18 protein-coding genes and 1 pseudogene are annotated in these 21,267 nt (G+C 54.3%); 10 read left to right on the top strand and 9 right to left on the bottom strand.

The features are described from left to right. Window positions 1–20 precede the first annotated feature (20 nt). A complete protein-coding gene (locus QE396_RS20685; RefSeq protein WP_020883667.1) occupies window positions 21–353 on the top strand; it encodes a glycine zipper domain-containing protein in 333 nt (110 codons plus the stop codon). Window positions 354–433: 80 nt separating this feature from the next. On the opposite strand, the gene QE396_RS20680 is transcribed toward QE396_RS20685, so the two are convergent. Then, the gene (locus QE396_RS20680) at window positions 434–1,981 is read right to left on the bottom strand and encodes a methyl-accepting chemotaxis protein (RefSeq protein ID WP_020883666.1); all 1,548 of its coding nucleotides are present in this window, start codon (window positions 1,979–1,981) and stop codon (window positions 434–436) included. A gap of 507 nt (window positions 1,982–2,488) precedes the next feature. Here QE396_RS20680 and QE396_RS20675 point away from each other — a divergent pair. Next, on the top strand, window positions 2,489–5,080 hold the full coding sequence (locus tag QE396_RS20675) for an autotransporter outer membrane beta-barrel domain-containing protein (protein WP_020883665.1): 2,592 nt from the start codon (window positions 2,489–2,491) through the stop codon (window positions 5,078–5,080). A 148-nt stretch (window positions 5,081–5,228) separates the two neighbouring features. Then, entirely contained in the window at window positions 5,229–6,269 is a 1,041-nt protein-coding gene (locus tag QE396_RS20670; RefSeq protein WP_020883664.1) for an aldo/keto reductase, read from the top strand. 52 nt (window positions 6,270–6,321) lie between these two features. Here QE396_RS20670 and QE396_RS20665 read toward each other — a convergent pair whose 3' ends face one another. Both QE396_RS20665 and QE396_RS20660 read right to left on the bottom strand, forming a co-directional pair. Next, window positions 6,322–6,810, bottom strand: a complete 489-nt coding sequence (locus tag QE396_RS20665) for a TIGR00645 family protein (RefSeq protein ID WP_014171606.1) — start codon at window positions 6,808–6,810, stop codon at window positions 6,322–6,324. Between the two features lie 81 nt (window positions 6,811–6,891). Beyond that, window positions 6,892–7,395: an ESA_00282 family adhesion-associated protein gene (locus QE396_RS20660; protein ID WP_020883663.1), complete on the bottom strand. Its 504-nt coding sequence runs from the start codon at window positions 7,393–7,395 to the stop codon at window positions 6,892–6,894. A 102-nt stretch (window positions 7,396–7,497) separates the two neighbouring features. Between QE396_RS20660 and QE396_RS20655 the strand changes: the two genes are divergently transcribed. Together QE396_RS20655 and QE396_RS20650 are read left to right on the top strand one after the other, a co-directional pair. Beyond that, complete coding sequence (locus tag QE396_RS20655) at window positions 7,498–7,902, top strand: hypothetical protein (protein ID WP_020883662.1); 405 nt, start codon at window positions 7,498–7,500, stop codon at window positions 7,900–7,902. A gap of 1 nt (window position 7,903) precedes the next feature. Next, window positions 7,904–8,356 carry a hypothetical protein gene (locus tag QE396_RS20650; RefSeq protein ID WP_020883661.1) on the top strand — a complete coding sequence of 151 codons (453 nt, stop codon included), beginning with the start codon at window positions 7,904–7,906 and terminating at the stop codon, window positions 8,354–8,356. 45 nt (window positions 8,357–8,401) lie between these two features. Here the strand turns inward: QE396_RS20650 and exbD are convergent, their stop codons facing one another. Continuing rightward, window positions 8,402–8,827, bottom strand: a complete 426-nt coding sequence (gene exbD, locus QE396_RS20645; RefSeq protein ID WP_014171610.1) for a TonB system transport protein ExbD — start codon at window positions 8,825–8,827, stop codon at window positions 8,402–8,404. A gap of 4 nt (window positions 8,828–8,831) precedes the next feature. Further along, entirely contained in the window at window positions 8,832–9,563 is a 732-nt protein-coding gene (gene exbB, locus QE396_RS20640) for a tol-pal system-associated acyl-CoA thioesterase (protein WP_014171611.1), read from the bottom strand. A gap of 251 nt (window positions 9,564–9,814) precedes the next feature. On the opposite strand from exbB, the gene metC reads away from it, so the two are divergent. Next, complete coding sequence (gene metC, locus QE396_RS20635; RefSeq protein ID WP_020883660.1) at window positions 9,815–11,002, top strand: cystathionine beta-lyase; 1,188 nt, start codon at window positions 9,815–9,817, stop codon at window positions 11,000–11,002. Window positions 11,003–11,151: 149 nt separating this feature from the next. Continuing rightward, window positions 11,152–11,811 carry a DedA family general envelope maintenance protein YghB gene (yghB, locus tag QE396_RS20630; RefSeq protein ID WP_014171613.1) on the top strand — a complete coding sequence of 220 codons (660 nt, stop codon included), beginning with the start codon at window positions 11,152–11,154 and terminating at the stop codon, window positions 11,809–11,811. A 47-nt stretch (window positions 11,812–11,858) separates the two neighbouring features. Here yghB and QE396_RS20625 read toward each other — a convergent pair whose 3' ends face one another. Then, on the bottom strand, window positions 11,859–12,758 hold the full coding sequence (locus QE396_RS20625) for an AraC family transcriptional regulator (protein WP_020883659.1): 900 nt from the start codon (window positions 12,756–12,758) through the stop codon (window positions 11,859–11,861). A gap of 195 nt (window positions 12,759–12,953) precedes the next feature. Between QE396_RS20625 and yqhD the strand changes: the two genes are divergently transcribed. Then, window positions 12,954–14,117 carry an alcohol dehydrogenase gene (yqhD, locus tag QE396_RS20620; protein WP_020883658.1) on the top strand — a complete coding sequence of 388 codons (1,164 nt, stop codon included), beginning with the start codon at window positions 12,954–12,956 and terminating at the stop codon, window positions 14,115–14,117. 105 nt (window positions 14,118–14,222) lie between these two features. Further along, window positions 14,223–15,050 carry a 2,5-didehydrogluconate reductase DkgA gene (dkgA, locus tag QE396_RS20615; protein ID WP_020883657.1) on the top strand — a complete coding sequence of 276 codons (828 nt, stop codon included), beginning with the start codon at window positions 14,223–14,225 and terminating at the stop codon, window positions 15,048–15,050. Between the two features lie 35 nt (window positions 15,051–15,085). Here dkgA and QE396_RS20610 read toward each other — a convergent pair. Further along, window positions 15,086–17,258 (bottom strand): annotated as a pseudogene (locus QE396_RS20610) (YgiQ family radical SAM protein). 200 nt (window positions 17,259–17,458) lie between these two features. On the opposite strand from QE396_RS20610, the gene QE396_RS20605 reads away from it, so the two are divergent. Further along, window positions 17,459–18,985 carry a TrkH family potassium uptake protein gene (locus tag QE396_RS20605; RefSeq protein WP_309952314.1) on the top strand — a complete coding sequence of 509 codons (1,527 nt, stop codon included), beginning with the start codon at window positions 17,459–17,461 and terminating at the stop codon, window positions 18,983–18,985. On the opposite strand, the gene ftsP is transcribed toward QE396_RS20605, so the two are convergent. Then, window positions 18,969–20,381, bottom strand: coding sequence for a cell division protein FtsP (gene ftsP / locus QE396_RS20600; protein WP_020883655.1), 1,413 nt, complete (start codon window positions 20,379–20,381; stop codon window positions 18,969–18,971). The genes QE396_RS20605 and ftsP overlap by 17 nt on opposite strands. A gap of 59 nt (window positions 20,382–20,440) precedes the next feature. Further along, complete coding sequence (gene plsC, locus QE396_RS20595; RefSeq protein WP_020883654.1) at window positions 20,441–21,178, bottom strand: 1-acylglycerol-3-phosphate O-acyltransferase; 738 nt, start codon at window positions 21,176–21,178, stop codon at window positions 20,441–20,443. Window positions 21,179–21,267: the final 89 nt, after the last annotated feature.

Raw genomic sequence — 21,267 nt, 5'->3', positions numbered from 1 at the left:
GCAGTCACAAAGGATTTGTTATGAAATTGATGAAAACAGCGCTGATTATCAGCACCCTGATCTTTTCCACTTCTGGTATGGCGATAGATAAAACCGCCGCCGGTGCAGTGGCCGGTGCAGCAATTGGCGCAGCCACGGGCAAAGATTTGAAATCCACGGTAGGCGGTGCGGTCGTTGGCGCGGGTACCGGTGCGATGTTCAAAAACGGCGACAAAGGTAAAGCTGCGCGTAAAGGCGGTGCGGTGGGTGCCGTGGTGGGTGCAGGTGCTGCGGCGGTAACAGGCAACAGCGTACTGAAAGGGGCCGCCGTCGGTGCCGGCTCTGGCGCACTGATTGGTGAAGCCACCCACTGATAAGCGGCGGGCGGCGCTCCGTTTGGCTCGCCTGCATTTAATCGAAAAAAAGGCCGCACACGGCGGCCTTTTAGCAGTGTTTATGCCGAGAGGCGGAATTTCTGCACCGACCGCTGAAGCTCTTCGGTCTGACGTTCAAGCGCGGAGGCCGCTGCCGAGACCTCTTCCACAAGCGAGGCGTTTTGCTGTGTCACGCCATCCATTTGCGTGATAGCAATACCCACCTGCGAAATCCCCTTACTTTGCTCCTCAGACGCAGACGCGATTTGCTTCATGATGGTCGTCACTTCCGTCACATCACGCAAAATGGCATCCATGGTGGTGCCCGTGTCGCCCACCAGCTTTGCGCCCTGCTCAACGCGGGAAACGGAATCGGTAATCAATCCCTCAATTTCTTTTGCCGCGTTGGCGCTGCGGCTTGCCAGGCTACGCACCTCGCCGGCCACGACGGCAAACCCACGTCCCTGCTCGCCCGCGCGCGCCGCTTCCACGGCAGCGTTGAGCGCCAGGATATTGGTCTGGAAGGCAATGCTGTTGATCACATTGGTGATTTCAGCAATCTTCTTCGAGCTCTCAGAAATACCGCTCATGGTGGTCACCACCTCTTCCACCAGCGAGCCGCCGCGGCTGGCCGTTGTTGACGCCACATCCGCCAGCTGGCTGGCCTGACGCGCGCTTTCCGCGTTCAGCTTCACGGTGGCGGTCAGCTGTTCCATGCTGGCCGCCGTCTCTTCCAGTGCGGCGGCCTGCTCTTCGGTACGGGACGAGAGATCGTTATTACCGCTGGAGATCTCCGTCGCGCCGCGCCAGATATTCTCGCTGCCGGAGCGAATAGAGCTCACCGCTTCTCGCAGGCTATCCTGCATCGCGCTCAGCAGAGGAACCAGTTGACCCACGCAGTTGCGACCGAACGGTTCAATCGGTTGACTGAGATCGCCCTGGGCAATCTGGCGGAACTGCTGGCGAATGCGAGCCAGCGGTTTTACCAGCATCGCCACCAGGTAACGGTCGGTGAAGAGCAGTATTAACAGGCCAATAATCGTGGCGGTGATAATTACCGTGCGGGTCATGCTGGTCAGGCTGTCCACGACCACTCGGGTGCTGTCGAGTGCCCGGGCGGCCGCGTTGTTAAAGTTCTCCGCAGCAGCACCAAACGCACGACTCAGCGGAGGGGTGATGTTATTCGCCTGCTGACGGTAGCCCTCCAGAGAGGACTGCTTCGCCTGCTGCATTTGCGGCGTTACGCCCTGCTCAAGCAAAGCCTGCCAGCTACCGATCACCTGAGCTGAAACTTGCTCATCCATCGGTCCTGGTGAGATTGCCTTCATCTCAGCCAGTTTCTTCCCCATATTGTCCAGCGCCTGCTGGGCAGGGGCCAGGTCCGGTGTGCCGCCCGCGGCTTTCACTTCCATCGCGCGACTCAACCGGGTCACAAAGCGAAAATACTGATCGTTACCCTGACTGAGTATGGTCATCTGTTTGACCAGCTGGCGATCCACCTCATTGCCCTCTGATACCCGTGACAGAGACCAGGTGCTGTAAAGCCCCACGCCCGCCCACATTAAACAAAAGATCCCGAGAATCGTCAGCATGACGAAACGGATCGTGAAATTACGCAACATATTCATAAGTCTTCCTTGCCGTGAGGGTGAATTCGCCCAGAGGCGAGTCTTACCCTCGTTATCGGCAGGAATGAGCAAATTCATCACCTTTCACGCATTATTTTTATTAAAATTTTTACTGCCCCTGCGTTCATTCAGAAAAAAGAGACATTTTCGAAGGGGAAAATTACCCTGCTAAGAATGTGTTTTACTTTGTCAGTGGATAAATAAATGTAAAACTGCAGCGCATTAAATTAACGGCCATACCTCCTGAGGAGTACATCATCAACAGGTTGCGTCAATCAATAGCGCTACCCTTTCGCGAAAACCCGCTTAATTTGCAGGGTAACTATTCAGTTCTATTTATCACATAAATATATTAACACCTAATTATCAGATTTCCTGATTTAAATACCCCAATAACTTACTCCTTATCTTTTAAATTTCATTACATCCTTTACTTATGAGAAATTTCTTAAATTAAATAAATTCCTTTACAAGGATGTCGACGATTTTTTATTAACGGAGTTTCAGATGCGTAAATTTATGAACCGCACATTGCTTTCGCAGTGTGTCTTAATGGCTTTAACCTCTTTCGGTACCCAGGCAGCAATGACGACAGCGACACCGTGTGAGGATGGCGTGACGACGCAAACCTGTGGATTAACGAAATATACCGATGACAGCTTTTATCAAAATCCCGGTGTGACAAATGCGGTTATGGCCGACGCCACGGCGAATAATATTTTCATGGATGGTCATCGAGGTGATGGCGACACGCAGTCATTAACGGTATCCGGAACGGATATGTCAGGCCACTATATCCAGGGAAGCAACGGCGGTACCGCGAATATCACCCTGAATAACGGCGCTACGGCCGATATGATTGAAGTCGGTAGCGGAGGCGCGACCACCAATACCACCGTGACGGTTGATGGCGCGACGCTGAACGGTGAAAACAGCACAGGCAATTACCAGCGTGATAAAACCTATATGATGGGCTCAGCGATTTATCTCGATCCACTGGATAAAGGCTACCACACCGTCAATATTGAGAATGGGAGCGTGCTGCACGGCAGCATTGTAAGCGCCGGTGCTGGCGAACAGGATATTACCCTCAGCAACAGTACAATGGATAAGGGCGGTATTTATGCAGGGAGCGATCAATCAAATACCCGCATTACGCTGACCGGAGCCACCGTCGATGCCTCGCAGAGTGAAATCGCGCAGAACATGGATCATTTGGCCGAAAAACTCAGCGAGTATAAGCCGTTCAGTGACATCAACCTGGATGGCGTGGGCGATCTTGCTATCGCCATGTACGGCACCCAGGCCGATTCCCTGGCCCTGAATAACAGTACCGTCACTGGCGATATTGGCGTTATTAATGAAAAGGGGTCGACATCACTTACGTTTACTAATAAGAGCGTCGTGAATGGCAATATTACCCTGAACGGCAGTTCAGCGAATTCTGTTCTGGTGGATAACAGCACCATTAATGGTGCGGTAAATACCGGTCAAAACAGCGGCAATACCACCATCACGCTGCAAAACAATGCCACTGTAAATGGTGATATTACAACCGGTGCGGGCGATGATACGGTCGTGCTGACCAATAATTCTCATGTTAACGGCAATGTTGATGGCGGTGACGGTAGCGACACGCTGTCAATGGATGCCGGCAGTTCTGTTTCTGGTGAAATTAGTCAGTTCGAGACGGTGAACACGACCAGCAATAACAGCATCGCCATTGATAAAATTAACGATGCCACCAACTGGAGTTTGCAAAATGGCTCAACGCTTGTCGCTACTACCACCGGCAGTAATGCGATGGTAAATATGAGCACCGACAGCTTTGTTGATTTCGGCAATATCACCGGGGTTAATAACGCCGTTGTCGTCAACAGCATTACTCCCTCGGCACAAAATCAGCAGAACGTGATTCTGGGTACGTTCACCACTTCAGGCACCAGCACCCCGCAAAATTATGCGGCGGCCACCTTCACAAATGGCCAACAGAATGTTGAAAACCGTAGCGGCGCTTATAACTATGACAACAGTCTGAATATTGTGGCCGCAGATACCGCGCCGCAGACACGCCTTACCGCCGATAATACGCAGTCGTGGAATATCGAATTTAACAGCCAGAAGGGCAGCCTCGCGAGCGACGTTCAGGGCCTTGTTGCCGGTCTGGACGCTGCCGAGCAGGCCGGACATCAGGTGGCTGATGATATCAGCAACCATATGAATCAGGTGCATCTGGCTAACCTGCTCGGCAAGCAGGAGGAAGGTGCGCAGGTCTGGGGTGATTTCCTCTATCAGAATGGCAATTTCAGCAATGATGTTGACTATAAGAGCATCACCCAGGGCGCTCAGGGTGGGGTGGACTGGACGGCGCATCTGGACAACGGTGATAGCGTCACTGGCGGTATTGCACTGGCATGGACACGCAGCCGCGTGCAGGATACCCATGACGGCGCTGATAGCTTTAATGACAGCGTCTACGGAAATTACTACAGCCTGTACGGTGGCTGGCAGCAGGCGCTTAACGGCAGAACATGGGGTATGTTTGCCGACGGTAGCTTCAGCTATGGCGATATGCGGTACACCCTGTCTGCGAATAACGTGACGGGGAATACCAGCGGCATGACCGAAGCACTGCACGGTTCGACGGATGGCACCCTGTATATGGCGCAGGCGCGTACCGGTGTGAACGTGTTGCTGCCAGGTGAAACCCTGCTGCAGCCTTACGCCACCTTAGGCTGGGATCAAACCAAAGCAAACGGCTTCTCCGACAGTGAAGTGGCCTTCGCCGACAGTCAGGTCTCTTCCTGGAACAGTGGGGTCGGGTTGAGACTCACCACAACGCTTCGCGATCTGAGCAAGAACGTGCAGATGATGCCGTGGATCGACGCACGCTTCCAGAAAGAGTTCAGCGACGATACTGATATTCAGGCGGCGGATTACCACACCACCTCCGGCCATAACAACACGATGGGGATCTTCGGAGCAGGCATCAATGCAACGATAGCGCATAACTTCACGCTCAATACCGGGGTGTATGTCGGCACCGGTGACGTGGACAACGATGCCAGCGTGCAGGCGGGGATGAGCTACAGCTTCTGACGAGTGAACGCCCGGTCAGTCTGATGCTGCCGGGCTTTAATCATTCAGGGTGGTCAGGCATGTCATCGCTTATCAACAGGATTTGTGATTTGATAAGCACAGAATGAAAACGTTGTTTCGAAAATTCATCGACAAGAAAGGAGACATCATGTCCTGGCACCCTTACCCCGCCCGCTACGAAAATATGCAGTACCGCTATTGCGGAAAAAGCGGCCTGCGCCTGCCGGCGCTGTCGCTTGGTCTGTGGCATAGTTTCGGCCACGTACAGCCTCTCGACTCTCAGCGGGCGCTGTTGCATAAAGCCTTCGACCTCGGCATTACCCATTTCGATCTTGCCAACAACTACGGCCCGCCGGCGGGAAGCGCGGAAGAAAACATGGGTCGTCTGCTGCGGGAAGATTTTGCCGCGTATCGCGATGAACTGATCATCTCAACCAAAGCAGGCTATGACATGTGGCCGGGGCCGTATGGGTCGGGCGGGTCGCGCAAATACCTGCTCGCCAGTCTCGATCAGAGCCTCAAGCGCATGGGGCTGGAGTATGTGGATATTTTCTATTCTCACCGCGTGGATGAAAATACGCCGATGGAAGAGACCGCCGCTGCGCTGGCCCAGGCTGTGCAGAGCGGTAAAGCGCTGTATGTCGGTATCTCCTCCTACTCCACGGAGCGCACCCAGAAAATGGCGGACCTGTTACATGAGTGGAAGATCCCGCTGCTTATCCACCAGCCATCTTACAACCTGCTCAACCGCTGGGTCGATCACACCGGCCTGCTGGATACGCTTGAGAAAAATGGGGCGGGTTGCATTGCGTTTACGCCGCTGGCGCAGGGTCTGCTGACCGGAAAATACCTGAACGGTATTCCTGAAGATTCTCGTATGCAGCGTGAAGGCAAGAAGGTGCGCGGTCTGACGGAGAACATGCTGACTGAAGCCAACCTGAACAGCCTGCGTTTACTGAATGAGATGGCACAGGCCCGTGGTCAGACGATGGCGCAAATGGCACTGAGCTGGCTGCTGAAGGATGAACGCGTGACGTCCGTACTGATTGGTGCGAGCCGTCCGGAGCAGATCGAAGAGAACGTGCAGGCCCTGAATAACCTGCGCTTTAGCGACGATGAGCTGAAAAGGATTGACCAGCATGTTGCGGATGGGGAATTGAATTTGTGGCAGGCGTCGTCGGATAAATAGCGCGGTCTGTCGCGCTCACGCCCCCCCTCTCCCTTGGGAAGAGGGGGGAAAATTACTTCTTACTGATCTTATCCAGATACCCCATCACGAACGCAGACAGCACAAACGTCAGATGGATAATCACGTACCACATCAGTTTGTTGTCCGGGACATTCTTGGCGTCCATGAATACGCGTAACAGGTGGATAGATGAGATCGCCACAATCGACGCGGCCACTTTATTCTTCAGCGACGAGGCATCCATTTTGCCCAGCCAGTTGAGCTTCTCTTTGCGCTCGTCGATATCGAGCTGAGAGACAAAGTTCTCATAGCCGGAGAACATCACCATCACCAGTAATCCGCCCACCAGCGTCATATCCACCAGCGAAAGCAGAACCAGAATCAAATCTGCTTCGGCAATGGAAAAGATGTTCGGCAGAACATGCAAGATTTCCTGGAAAAACTTAATCGTCAGCGCAATCAGCGCCAGCGAAAGGCCAAAATAGACGGGTGCCAGTATCCAGCGAGAGGCGTACATCGCGTTTTCAAAGAAGCGTTCCATAAAGTCCTGTCTGCAAACGAAACCAGCGCCCAGTATATCTCAACGGCGCTGACTGTTTGCAACAACTCACTCGTTGTACGTTCAGACATTGTCAGGATTGACGTCCGGGCGCGCATACTCCGGCCAGACCAGCACCACCAGTTCCGGATACGCCTCCAGGCTGAACTCACGAAAACACTGGCGCAGGTTTAATACGTCCAGATCGGAACAGGAGACCTTCTCACCGTTAAGGCAACGCTTTTTGATATTGTCATAATATTTATACACCGCGGAATTCAGGTCGCTGCAGCGGCGCTGCGCTTCAAACAACCCAGGCGTGTCATTAATTTCCGACATTTTCATTCGCTTAATTGTCGCGTGCAAAAAGTCGATATATTCATGGTTCACCCGCCAGTACCAAACCGGTGTAACCGAGTTCATCAATACGGAGAAATGGTCTTCGCCTTCCTCTTTTGTCATCAGTTCAGGTAGCGGAGGTTCACTGGCGTCTTTCGACACTTGCGTTTTATTGAACTCCTGCATCAATAAAAGAACACCAGCGGTCAGTAATAGTAATGTGATGACCGTAAAAAAAATGCTGTTCATGGGTAGGCTCCATTTTTTTTGATTTTAAAATTGCCTCATGATATTGTCAACGAATCTCACGCCTTTACCAACCCCACCCTGTTGTAATTAAAGGAAATTAAAATGCTGCCCGACTACCTCGTCCCGGCTAAGTACCACATTGCGCCTGTGGAACAGCAAACGACGGAAGCAGAAAAAGAGGCTAATTTCACTCAGGGGAAAAGAAAGCTCTCTGATTACGAGTCTGACATATTAATAGGCGTTTCTCGCACCGGTAAATCCCGTAATATGTTACTGGAAGAGCACGACCGTCATATAAAGGACCGGTTATTTCGCGCCGTTAAAATAGAAGCCTTTGTCCACCTGCTGAATGACCTGCAGGCCGAAGGTGAAATAGATGCCCAGAAATTAAGTCAAATAATCGCGGAAAAAACCAAAGAAATAAACGAAGCCGGCAATGAAATTTGGCTTAATCTCATTACGCGCGAAACCAATAACCCTATTTTTTATAACCTGGGGGAAGAGTAACGTGAAAGAAATTAAAGATAACGACGTTTATTTGGCTTTAGATAACAAAAAAAGTGATGAATTTATCTTAAAGCAAAATCTCGATGCACTGCGAAACACAAAAAATGCCGAGATGACGCGAATAACTCAGGACCTGGTATCGATCCCGGCGACGCTGGTACGCCTGAAATGGCATAATCGCCGCGAGATTTATCCTTTGCAGGTGAAGGAAGAGATATACGGCGCGGTGATGAATACCCTCATCGAACAGCGGCCTGAGCTGAAAGAGAAGCTTCTCGGGCGTCTGGAGGCCAATTATCAGTATCTGCTCGCCAGAGAAGTGGCCACCCTGCGCCTGACGCGCAAACTGTCCGACGGCGAGTACCGCACGTCAAACGTCACCTGCGTTGCGCTTGATGAAGACGCGCTGGCGTCCCACGCGCCTGCGCCTGCGTCCACTGAGACAAAAAACTGATCGCCCGACACGCATAAAAAAAGCCGGCTTTCGCCAGCTTCTTTGTTATTTCGCGGCCGCTTTCTCTTCGCCGACCAGCCCAATCTTGAGATAACCCGCCTGATGCAGCGTGTCCATTACCTTCATCATGGTTTCGTAATCGACGGTTTTATCCGCGCGGAAGAAGACCGTGGTGTCTTTCTTGCCGCCGGTGAGCTGATCCAGCGCCGGGATAACAGACTGATCCGTCACCGGGTCGTTGCCGAGGAACATCGATTTATCCGCTTTCACCGACAAATAGACAGGTTTCTCAGGACGCGGCTGCGGCTGGCTGGAAGAGGCAGGCAGATTCACCTTCACGTCGACCGTCGCCAGCGGCGCAGCCACCATGAAGATAATCAGCAGAACCAGCATGACGTCGATAAACGGCGTCACGTTGATTTCATGCATTTCACCGTTATCGTCCAGATTTTCGTTAAGACGCATCGCCATACAATCAACCTACGCGCAGTTTAGACGCCGCATGCACCGGTTTAACGGAGCTGGCATTGAGGTCAAGATCGCGGCTTTGCAGCAACAGCACCTGCGCGGCGACGTCACCGAGCGTGGCTTTATAGTTGCCAATCATACGCGCGAAGATGTTATAGATGACGACCGCAGGAATGGCCGCGACCAGACCGATTGCGGTCGCCAGCAGCGCTTCGGCAATCCCTGGCGCAACCACCGCCAGGTTGGTGGTCTGCGTCTGCGCAATGCCGATAAAGCTGTTCATGATGCCCCAGACCGTACCGAACAGACCGATAAACGGTGAGATCGCCCCGATAGTGGCCAGATAACCGTTACCGCGGCCCATATGGCGGCCAACGGCAGCAACGCGACGCTCCAGGCGGAAACCGGTACGTTCTTTAATACCTTCGTTATCTTCACTGCCTGCGGAGAGTTCCAGCTCGTTCTGTGCTTCGTTGACTAACAGGGTGGTCAGGCTTTTTCCATGGAAGGATGAGGTCATGTCTAAGGCCTGATCCAGGGAGCGGGCTTCAGCCAGTTGCTGTTGTTCCCGCTTGAGGCGACGCTTCTGCGACAGCAGTTCGACGCTCTTACTGAAGAAGATAGCCCAGGTGATCACGGACGCCAGAACCAGGCCGATCATCACAATCTTAACCACGATGTCAGCATGATGATACATGCCCCAGACGGAGAGATCCGTCTGCATCAAATTATTACCCACTCTGTATCTCCAGGACGCAAATCACAAAATCTGACCGTAATAATATCAAAACGTCGTCGAATTGATAGTAGTTCTCATTAGTATTTACATACTGCCGTAATTTTCGTTCACTTTCCTTGCGCTTACGCAGTAAAAATTTCTTATGCGTATTTTTGCTAATATTTTCTGCTTATTCGATAAGCCCCCGGGTGCAGATTTTTACAATCGTGGTAGTCTGGACGTCCAGACGTATAAAAACAGGGTTAGCGAACATGACAAAGAAGCATCTTGATACCACGCTGGTACAGGCAGGACGCAGCAAAAAATACACACAGGGATCGGTCAACAGCGTGATTCAACGCGCCTCCTCGCTGGTATTTGATACCGTCGAGGATAAAAAAATCGCCACGCGCAACCGCGCCAAAGGCGGGCTGTTCTATGGCCGTCGTGGCACGCTAACCCATTTTTCACTTCAGGAAGCCATGTGCGAACTGGAAGGCGGCGTGGGCTGCGCCCTGTTCCCCTGTGGTGCGGCGGCAGTTGCCAATACCATTCTGGCGTTTGTGGAACAGGGCGACCATATCCTGATGACCAATACCGCTTATGAACCAAGCCAGGATTTTTGCACCAAAATCCTCAGCAAGCTCGGCGTGACCACCGGCTGGTTCGATCCGCTGATTGGCGAAGGTATCGCTGAACTTATCCAGCCGAACACGCGCATTGTGTTTCTGGAATCCCCAGGCTCTATCACCATGGAAGTGCACGACGTCCCGGCTATTGTGAAAGCAGTGCGCAGCAAAGCCCCCGAGGCAATCATCATGATCGACAACACCTGGGCGGCGGGCGTGCTGTTCAGGGCGCTGGAATTCGACATTGATATCTCTATTCAGGCAGCGACCAAATATCTGATTGGCCACTCTGATGGCATGATCGGTACTGCCGTATCCAACGCGCGCTGCTGGGATCAACTTCGGGAGAATGCCTACCTGATGGGCCAGATGGTGGATGCGGATACGGCCTACATGACCAGCCGCGGTATCCGTACGCTGGGAGTGCGCCTGCGTCAGCACCATGAAAGCAGTCTGAAGGTGGCCGAATGGCTGGCCCGGCACCCGCAGGTCGAGCGCGTTAATCATCCGGCGCTTCCGGGCAGCAAAGGCCATGAATTCTGGCAACGTGACTTTACGGGCAGTAGCGGGTTGTTCTCATTTGTTCTTAAAAAACGGCTCAATAACGACGAACTGGCGAACTACCTGGATCATTTTACCCTCTTCAGCATGGCTTACTCCTGGGGCGGGTTTGAATCCCTGATCCTGCCTAACCAGCCGGAGCAAATTGCGGCTCTGCGCCCCGGTGGAGAAGTGGATTTCAGCGGCACGCTGATTCGACTGCATATTGGTTTAGAAGATGTTGACGATTTAATTGCGGATTTAGCGGCAGGGTTTGAACGTATCGTGTAGAGTGCATGCTGAAAATGTACTCCCTGGACGCTTTTGTGAACACTGCCACCAGAAAAGTCTGCATTAGTTGCGCCCGCGATCAAACCCCACAGGCGAATTAGGGAGTACAATAGCGCTATATCTGCATCTGCTGTTCCACAGGAAAGTCCATGGCTGTTATTCAAGATATTATTGCGGCGCTCTGGCAACACGATTTTGCCGCGCTGGCGGACCCTCACGTTGTAGGTATCGTCTATTTCGTGATGTTCGCAACCCTGTTTCTGGAAAATGGATTACTGCCAGCCTCATTTTTACCCGGTGACAGCCTGCTTTTACTGGCCGGGGCGTTAATCGGTAAAGGCGTCATGGACTTCACGCCGACGATGGTCATACTCACCTCCGCTGCCAGCCTCGGTTGCTGGCTGAGCTATCTGCAGGGCCGCTGGCTCGGCAATACGCGCGTCGTGAAAGGCTGGCTGGCGCAGTTACCGCATAAATATCATCAACGTGCGACCTGCATGTTTGACCGCCACGGTCTGTTGGCGCTGCTGGCCGGGCGTTTTCTGGCGTTTGTTCGCACGCTGCTGCCGACCATGGCAGGCATTTCCGGGCTGTCAAACCGCCGCTTCCAGTTCTTCAACTGGTTGAGTGCCCTGCTGTGGGTAGGCGTGGTGACCACGCTTGGCTACGCGCTGAATATGATCCCCTTTGTGAAACACCACGAAGACCAGGTAATGACCTTCCTGATGATCCTCCCGCTTTTCCTGCTGGTCGCGGGACTGCTCGGGACGATTGCGGTTGTGATTAAGAAGAAATACTGCAGCGCGTGATATAAAAAAGCCGGGTGACGTTACGCTTACCCGGCTGGACTCTCCCCTCAGGTCCCCTGCATCATTCTGATGCGCGACGCATCTTCCCCCGGCGTGACGCCGAAGTAACGCTTAAACTCCCGACTAAATTGCGACGCACTTTCATAGCCCACCCGCATCGCCGCCGCGCTGGCCTTCATGCCGTCGTGGATCATCAGCATACGAGCCTTATGCAGCCGATAGGTTTTAAGATACTGCAGCGGTGAGGTGCTGGTCACCGACTTAAAATTATGATGAAACGCCGAGACGCTCATGTTTGCTTCCGCCGCCAGCTGGTCAACGCTCAGGTTTTCCGTGTACTGGCTTTCGATACGCTTGAGCACGCGGCTAATCAGGCTGAAGTGCGTCTGGCGGCTGACCAGCGCGAGTAATGCCCCACCGCCCGGCCCCAGCAGCACATGGTAAAGAATTTCGCGGATAATCTGTTTGCCCAGGATGCGTGCATCCAGCGGCCGTTCCATAACGTCGAGCAGACGCTCAATGGCGCAGAGGATCTCCTCGGATAACGTCGCGGAGTTAATCCCGCTCGCGGGCATCGACGGCCGGAACAATGCGTCCTCGCCAATCTCCATCAGCAGTTCCTGCAGCTGTAGGATATCAACATTTAAACGAATGCCCGCCAGCGGTACCGCTTCTGTCGCGAAAGTTTCACATTCAAAGGGTAAAGGTACTGTGAGCAGAAGATATTCATTGGTGTCATACCGGAACACGCGCTCATTGATATAGCCAATTTTATGGCCTGAAAAGAGAAAAACGATGCCCGGCTGGTACATGACCGGTGTGCGTGTCCCTGGCTGCGTCCCATACAGAAGACGAATGTCAGGCAACATGTCACCGACGCCATTTTCTTTATCAATCAGTCTTTTAATCTGCGCAGTAAGCTGAAGGCAGATCGCTTCACGGTTCATTTTACGTTACTCCGGCTACGGTTTCCGACGTTGACAGTGTGCGCAGTTTACCGTGTTTTCTCCAGCGCTCTGTAGAAATGGGCAAGACATCGGCAGGAATGTGCATTGAGAGGATAGCCCCGGACGGCCACAATGTGCAGCATCAGGTCGCCTTCAGCGCCACCACGGTTTTTCACCCACATAAGGGAACGAGCAATGAATAATTTTAATCTCCACACCCCAACCCGCATTCTGTTTGGTAAAGGCGCTATCGCCGACCTGCGCGCACAGATCCCCGCTGATGCCCGCGTACTGATCACCTACGGTGGCGGCAGCGTGAAAAAAACCGGCGTACTGGATCAGGTTTACAGCGCGCTGGAAGGTCTGGACGTGCGTGAGTTCGGCGGTATCGAGCCTAACCCGTCTTATGAAACACTGATGAACGCGGTCAAGATCGCCCGTGATGAAAAAGTCACCTTCCTGCTGGCAGTCGGCGGCGGCTCCGTCCTGGACGGCACCAAATTCATCGCCGCTGCGGCGCACTACGCGGACGGTATTGACCCGTGGCACATTCTGGAAACCCGCGGCAGCGATATCAAAAGCGCGATCCCAATGGGTTCCGTGCTGACCCTGCCTGCGACCGGTTCTGAATCCAACAAAGGTGCCGTTATCTCCCGTAAAACCACGGGTGATAAGCAGGCCTTTATGAACGATCACGTTCAGCCTGTATTCGCCATCCTCGATCCGGTTTACACCTACACCCTGCCTGCACGTCAGGTCGCGAACGGTGTGGTTGATGCGTTTGTGCACACCGTTGAGCAGTACGTTACCTACCCGGTAGATGCCAAAATTCAGGATCGCTTCGCGGAAGGCATTCTGCTGACGCTGATTGAAGACGGCCCGACAGCGCTGAAAGAGCCGGAAAACTACGATGTGCGCGCCAACGTGATGTGGGCGGCAACCCAGGCGCTGAACGGTCTGATCGGTGCCGGCGTGCCGCAGGACTGGGCAACCCATATGCTGGGCCACGAACTGACGGCCATGCACGGTCTGGATCACGCGCAAACGCTGGCCGTCGTCCTGCCTGCACTGTGGAACGAAAAACGTGATACCAAACGCGCTAAATTGCTGCAGTACGCTGAGCGCGTATGGAACATCACCGAAGGTTCTGACGATGCGCGTATCGACGCGGCTATCGAAGCAACCCGCAGCTTCTTTGAAGGTCTGGGCGTGCCAACGCGTCTGTCCGGCTATGGCCTGGATGGCAGCTCCATCCCTGCCCTGCTGGCGAAACTTGAAGAACACGGTATGACCCAGTTGGGCGAGCACGGCGACATTACGCTGGAAGTGAGCCGTCGTATCTACGAAGCGGCACGCTAAGCGTTTTTGACATCCCGCCTTTCGTTTTTTGACATTTCGTCCAGACTTAATGCACATCACATCGTCGGGGGTTCCCTCCGACGATGAGCACCTGAAGGAGGAAAAATGGCAAACCAAACCGTAATCAAGCTGCAGGATGGCAACGTGATGCCCCAACTGGGGCTAGGTGTATGGAAAGCCGGTAACGACGAGGTCGTCTCCGCCATTCATAAAGCACTGGAAGTCGGCTATCGGTCGATTGATACCGCCGCCGCGTACAAAAATGAGGACGGCGTGGGTAAGGCACTGGCCAGCGCTGGCATGCCCCGCGACGACCTTTTCATTACCACCAAACTGTGGAACGACGATCAAAAACGCCCCCGCGAAGCCTTGCAGGAGAGTCTGGACAAACTCCAGCTCGATTTCGTCGATCTCTATCTGATGCACTGGCCAGTCCCGGCTATCGATCACTATGTTGACGCCTGGAAAGGGATGATTGAGCTGCAGCAGGCAGGGCTGGTGAAAAGCATCGGCGTGTGTAATTTCCAGGTTCACCACCTGCAGCGCCTGATTGACGAGACGGGTGTCGCGCCAGTTATCAACCAGATTGAGCTGCACCCGCTGATGCAGCAGCGTCAGCTTCACGCCTGGAACGCCACGCACAAGATCCAGACCGAGTCCTGGAGCCCGCTGGCACAGGGCGGTGAAGGGGTGTTCGACCAGAAAATTATTCGCGATCTCGCGGATAAATACGGCAAGACGCCGGCGCAAATCGTTATTCGCTGGCATCTGGATAACGGCCTGGTGGTGATCCCGAAATCGGTCACGCCATCGCGTATCGCTGAGAATTTCGACGTCTGGGATTTCCGCCTGGATAAAGATGAACTGAGTGAAATTGCGAAGCTGGACAAGGGCAAGCGTTTAGGCCCGGATCCCGATCAGTTTGGCGGGTGAATAAAAAAACCCCGGCTCGCCGGGGTTTTTATTTTTTACGCTTTACGTTTCACGGGTTTCTTCGCACTGGCGTTACCGTTTGAACGCTGATGCACAATCGGCGTGTGCTTGGTCAATGCCGGACGCGTATGGCGGTTCTGGCGGCGCGCTTCACGCATCTCGTCAAGCGTAGGCGCAGGCACCAGGCAGTCGCGGCGCGAGCCGATCAGATGCTTTTTACCCATATCTTCCAGCGCCTGACGGATCAGCGGCCAGTTAGCCGGATCGTGGTAGCGCAGCAGTGCTTTATGCAGACGGCGCTGTTTATCCCCTTTCGGCACCACTACATCTTCACTCTTATAGCCAATTTTACCCAGCGGGTTCTTGCCGGTGTAATACATGGTCGTTGAGTTCGCGAGCGGTGATGGATAGAAGTTCTGCACCTGATCCAGACGGAAGCGACGCTGTTTCAGCCACAGCGCCAGGTTCACCATGTCCTCATCGCGCGTGCCAGGGTGCGCGGAGATGAAGTATGGGATCAAATACTGCTCTTTACCCGCCTGCTTCGAGTAGGTGTCAAACAGCTCTTTAAAGCGATCGTAGCTGCCCATACCCGGCTTCATCATCTTGGACAGCGGGCCTTCTTCGGTATGCTCAGGGGCAATCTTCAGGTAGCCACCCACGTGATGCGTCGCCAGCTCTTTGATGTAGCGCGGATCTTCCACGGCAATATCGTAACGCACCCCGGAAGCGATCAGGATCTTCTTGATCCCTTTCAGGTCACGTGCACGACGGTAAAGGTTGATCGTCGGTTCATGATTGGTATCCATGTGCTGACAGATATCCGGATACACGCACGACAGACGACGGCAGGTCTGTTCCGCGCGCGGGTGACTTACAGCGCAGCATGTACATGTTCGCAGTCGGGCCGCCCAGATCGGAGATCACCCCGGTGAAGCCAGGCACGGTATCGCGAATGGCTTCGATCTCATTGATGATCGAATCTTCGGAGCGACTCTGAATAATGCGCCCTTCATGCTCGGTAATGGAACAGAAGGAGCAGCCGCCGAAGCAGCCGCGCATGATGTTTATTGAGAAACGGATCATTTCATACGCCGGGATTCGGCTCTCGCCGTATGCCGGATGCGGCACGCGTTTGTACGGCAGCGCGAAGACGCTGTCCATCTCTTCGGTGGAAAGCGGGATTGCCGGCGGGTTGATCCAGATAAAGCGCTCGCCGTGCTTTTGCATCAGCGCACGCGCGCAGCCCGGGTTGGTTTCGTGGTGCAGAATACGGGACGCATGCGCGTAGAGCACTTTATCGGCTTTGACCTTCTCAAAGGAAGGCAGCAGCACGTAGGTTTTTTCCCACGGTTTCGGGCGCGGTGGCTGAACAACGATAGCTTTCGTTTCGGCTTTCTTTGGCTCTACCGGCTTGTTATCCGCACACGGCAGATCGTCGCCGTACGGGTGCGGGATCGGGTCGATTTTACCCGGCATATCAATGATACGGGAATCCACCCCGCTCCAGCCCGGCAGCGCCTCTTTCACCATGATCGCCGTGTTGCGCACGTCGCGGATGCTGCTCACCGGCTCACCCTGTGAGAGACGGTGCGCCACTTCCACCAGCGGACGTTCACCGTTACCGTAAATCAGCATATCGGCTTTGGAATCCACCAGCACCGAACGGCGCACGGTGTCTGACCAGTAGTCGTAGTGCGCGGTACGGCGCAAACTCGCCTCGATGCCGCCCAGGATAACCGGCACGTCTTTCCAGGCTTCTTTGCAGCGTTGGGTGTAGACCAGCGTCGCGCGGTCAGGACGTTTACCCGCGACGTTATCCGGCGTGTAGGCATCGTCATGACGCAGCTTACGGTCGGCGGTATAGCGGTTGATCATCGAGTCCATGTTGCCTGCGGTCACGCCGAAGAACAGGTTGGGTTTCCCCAGACGCATAAAGTCGTCTTTGCTGTTCCAGTCAGGCTGGGCGATGATCCCCACACGGAAGCCCTGCGCTTCAAGCATACGGCCACAGATAGCCATGCCAAAGCTCGGGTGGTCGACATAGGCATCGCCCGTCACCAGAATGATATCGCAGCTGTCCCAGCCCAGTTGGTCCATCTCTTCCCGGGACATCGGCAGGAACGGCGCCGGTCCAAAGCAGGCCGCCCAGTACTGGGGCCAGGAGAAGAGGTCACGATCCGGCTGGATCAGGGAAATTGCGCTCATAGTGCTTCCGAAGAAAAAATAGACAAAAGGAGCGGGATTATACGCTGTTAGTCCGCCGGATTTGAAGAAAAGGATGCAAGAAGTAAACAGAAAATCCAGGAAGCCGTTAAAATACAGCGCACTGTTAATTTTGGATCATAATATCCACTATATCTTGCGGTAATCAGTTACCGGGATGCATTCTGGCACGGAGTTTCTTTGTGAAGTTCAACGATTCGTTACATGTGTCCCAGCTGCGGGTTGTGCTTCACCTCTGCGGTTTTCTGGTTCTTCTGTACAGCCTGTCCATGCTGCCGCCGATGGTTATCGCCCTGCTGAATAAAGAGCGAACCTACTTTGCTTTTTTAACCACCTTTTTGACATTTTTTACCCTTGGCGGACTTACCTGGCGGGCAACACGTCATTCCGGTATACAGCTGCGCACCCGTGACGGTTTCGTGATTATCGTTCTGTTCTGGCTGCTGTTTTCATTGATTAGCGCCATGCCGTTATGGATGGATGACGGTCTGCAACTCTCCTTTTCCGATGCGCTCTTTGAAGGGGTCTCAGGGATCACCACCACCGGGGCGACGGTGATTGGAGACGTCAGTGCCCTGCCGAAATCGTACCTTTATTACCGCGCTCAGCTCAATTTCATTGGCGGATTAGGGGTCATCGTACTGGCCGTCGCGGTCCTGCCGCTGCTCGGTATCGGTGGCATGAAGCTGTATCAGTCGGAAATGCCTGGGCCGTTTAAGGAGGAACGCCTGACGCCCCGACTCGCCGATACCGCGCGTACGCTGTGGGTAACCTATCTGGCGCTGGGACTGGTCTGCACGCTGGCGTACTGGCTGGCGGGCATGCCTTTTTTTGACGCCGTCTGTCACGGGCTTTCCACCGTCTCATTGGGTGGGTTTTCAACCCGAAGTGAGAGCATCGGGTTTTACGACAGCCACGCGATTGAGCTTGTCGCCGGGGCTTTTTCACTGCTTTCCGCGTTTAACTTTACCCTCTGGTATGTCGTCATCGCGCGCCGCACGCTGAAACCGATTCGGCGCAGCCCGGAGGTGAAGTTCTTTCTTGGTGCCGCCACCGTCATTATCGCCATCACCGCCTGGCAGGTGTGGCACGCGGGGATGTACAACGGTACCGACAGCCTGGTACATGCCTTCTTTCTGGCCAGCTCCATGATGACCGACAACGGTCTTTCGACGGCCGATTACGCTCACTGGCCTCCCCACACCATTTTCCTGCTGTTGAGCGCCAGCTTTTTTGGCGGCTGCGTCGGCTCTACCTGCGGCGGGATCAAAGCGCTGCGTTTTCTCATCATGTTTAAGCAGTGTATTCAGGAGATGAATCAACTTGCGCATCCGCGCGCGCTGCTGAGCATTAAGGTCGGCAAAAGCGTCGTGAATGAACGCGTTCTGCGCTCGGTGTGGAGCTTCTTTTTTCTCTACGTGATGATAACGGGCTTTTTCGTCTGGGCGCTGAACCTGCTGGGATACGATCTGTTCACGTCATTTGCCACCGTTGCGGCCTGCATTAACAATATGGGGCTGGGGTTCGGCGAAACGGCATCAACCTTCGGGACGTTAAAAGACGAGGCCAAGCTGTTGATGTGTGCGGCGATGATTATGGGGCGTCTGGAAATTTATCCGGTACTGATCCTGTGCTCACGCTTTTTTCTGGCGGGCATAAACATTCCCGGCGAACCGGGAATCGTATCGTGGTTTAGGGTGCCGGGTTGACCAGCATCTGGCCGACGGATCCCCTGTCCATCATCTCCAGCGTCTGGCTGTGGAACAGGAACGGGAAGTGCGGCCACGAAGGCTGTCCGTAGTAGACCAGCAGTTCGACCTGCCCATCCACCCAGACGGTATCCTTCCAGCCCCTGTCTTCAGGGAACGGCATCGCGCCATTGACGTTGCGGATCAGGAAACTCACCCCTTCGATATGGAACGACTGCGGCATGTCCGAGCGAACGGTCCAGCGCTCCCAGGTACCCTGCTGCGCGGTAATATCGATACGGTTAACGTCCCACAGCGTGCCGTTGATCCCCGGATCGTCGCCCAGGCTGATATCGCGGCTGCGCACCGGCGAACCGCTCATGATCTCCTGCGGTAGCAGGCGCATCGGCAGGCTGTCGGTCACCAGCGGCAGCAGGCCGGTAGGACGCAGGGTCAGCACCAGGGTGGAGACCAGGATACTCGACGGCTCAAAGAAACCGCGAATGCGGTCCACAATGCTGGCCGCTTCGCCACAGGTGATCGACACCTCATCACCGTTGGTCATATCAATAAGGATTTCGCGGCGTTCGCCTGGCGACAGCGCCAGCTGCTTCACGGAAACCGGGGCCGGTAAAAAACCCTGGTCGCCGGAGATGACGTGTAGCGCACGGCCATCGCTCATTTGCAGCTGGTAGCGGCGCGAGTTAGAGGCGTTCAGCAGACGCAGACGTACCCATCCGCGCGACACTTCGACATACGGACTTTGCGCGCCGTTAACCAGCAGCGTATCGCCAACGAAGCCACCGCTGCCCGGCTCGCTGTATTCCGGCGTACCGAAATTATCCAGCCGTTTGTCCTGAATAATGACCGGAAAATCATCCACGCCATAGTGGTTCGGGATTGGCAGGGATTTACTGATTTCATCTTCCACCAGCCACATACCGGCCAGGCCGTTATATACCTGCTGGGCCGTGCGGTTAGGGGTATTGGCATGATACCAGAGCGTCGCCGCGCTCTGACGAATCGGCAGAACGGGCGCCCAGTCAGCATTAGGCGACATCATGCGTGCCGCGCCGCCAAGCAGCGGGCCAGGCACCTGTAAGCCACTGATGGTCATGGCGACATTTTCTGTCGTACGGTTACTGTAGATCAGCTTAACGTCATCGCCATTCCACACGCGTATGGTCGGCCCAAGGTAACGTCCGTTAATGCCCCACACCGGCGCACGCGTGCCCTGGGTAAAGGACCAGTGGCTGCGCTGTAGCGTCAGGAAAAGCGGCTGCCCGCGACGGGATTCTATTAACGGCGGAATGGGCAGCGGCTGTTGCTGCCCGGCGGCGTTGGCTGTCAGCGGCAGCGCACCCGCACAAAGGGCGATCCCGGAAGCCTGAATAAACTGACGCCGACTGAATGACATATAAGCTCCATCTGAAACGACTAACAACGCGGGAATTCGTTTTCCCTTTTAACGCCGGCTTACTTCTTACCGGCGGCTTCTCTCTCTGCGACTTCTTTGTCGAGCAGCGCAATATGCTGAGCCATCAGTTCACGGCAGTGTGCTGCCAGCTCGCGAACCTGATCTTTACCGTATTTGCTGGTATCCACCGGCGGCAGCATTTCGACAATCACCAGCCCGTTATTCAGGCGGTTAAGATTAATCTTATTAGAAGTATTGGAAACACACACAGGAATAATTGGAACACCTGCCGCAATTGCAGCATGAAACGCACCGGTTTTGAACGGCAGCAGGCCACGGCCACGGCTGCGCGTCCCTTCCGGGAACATCCAGATTGAGATCCTGCGCTTTTTGAAGTGATTAACCACTTCAGCAATAGTGCTGTGCGCTTTCGCGCGGTTGTTACGGTCAATCAGCAGGTTACCGGTCAGCCAGTACAGCTGGCCGAAAAAAGGGATCCACAGCAGGCTCTTTTTGCCCACGGTCACGGTCGGTGGCAGAACAATGTTGGAGGCCGTCACCATATCGTAGTTGTTCTGATGGTTAGCGATAAAGATGGCGTTACCGAAGTTCTCAGCCCCTTCCGGCAGGCGTTTTTCTACCTTCAGGCCAAACAGCGGCGCAAGGCGGCCGAACATATGGCCGAAGGTGGCGACATGTTTCGGATTGCGCGGACTGAACAGGCAATAAATAGAGCCGAAAATACAGACCAGAATGCAGTAAATAATGGTAAGAATTAAACGAACAATGAATAGCATAGCGACCTCTGAAGCCCTGACAGCTGACAATTATACTTCACCTGTGGCCAGGTAAGGACTTTATTACGAGCGCGTATTGTTAATCGCAA

This window comes from Enterobacter sp. SORGH_AS_0287 (genome assembly GCF_031453695.1).
GTDB classification, from domain to species: domain Bacteria; phylum Pseudomonadota; class Gammaproteobacteria; order Enterobacterales; family Enterobacteriaceae; genus Enterobacter; species Enterobacter ludwigii.
Note: the sequence above shows the minus strand (reverse complement) of the source record. Positions and strands in the feature narration are given on the sequence as shown.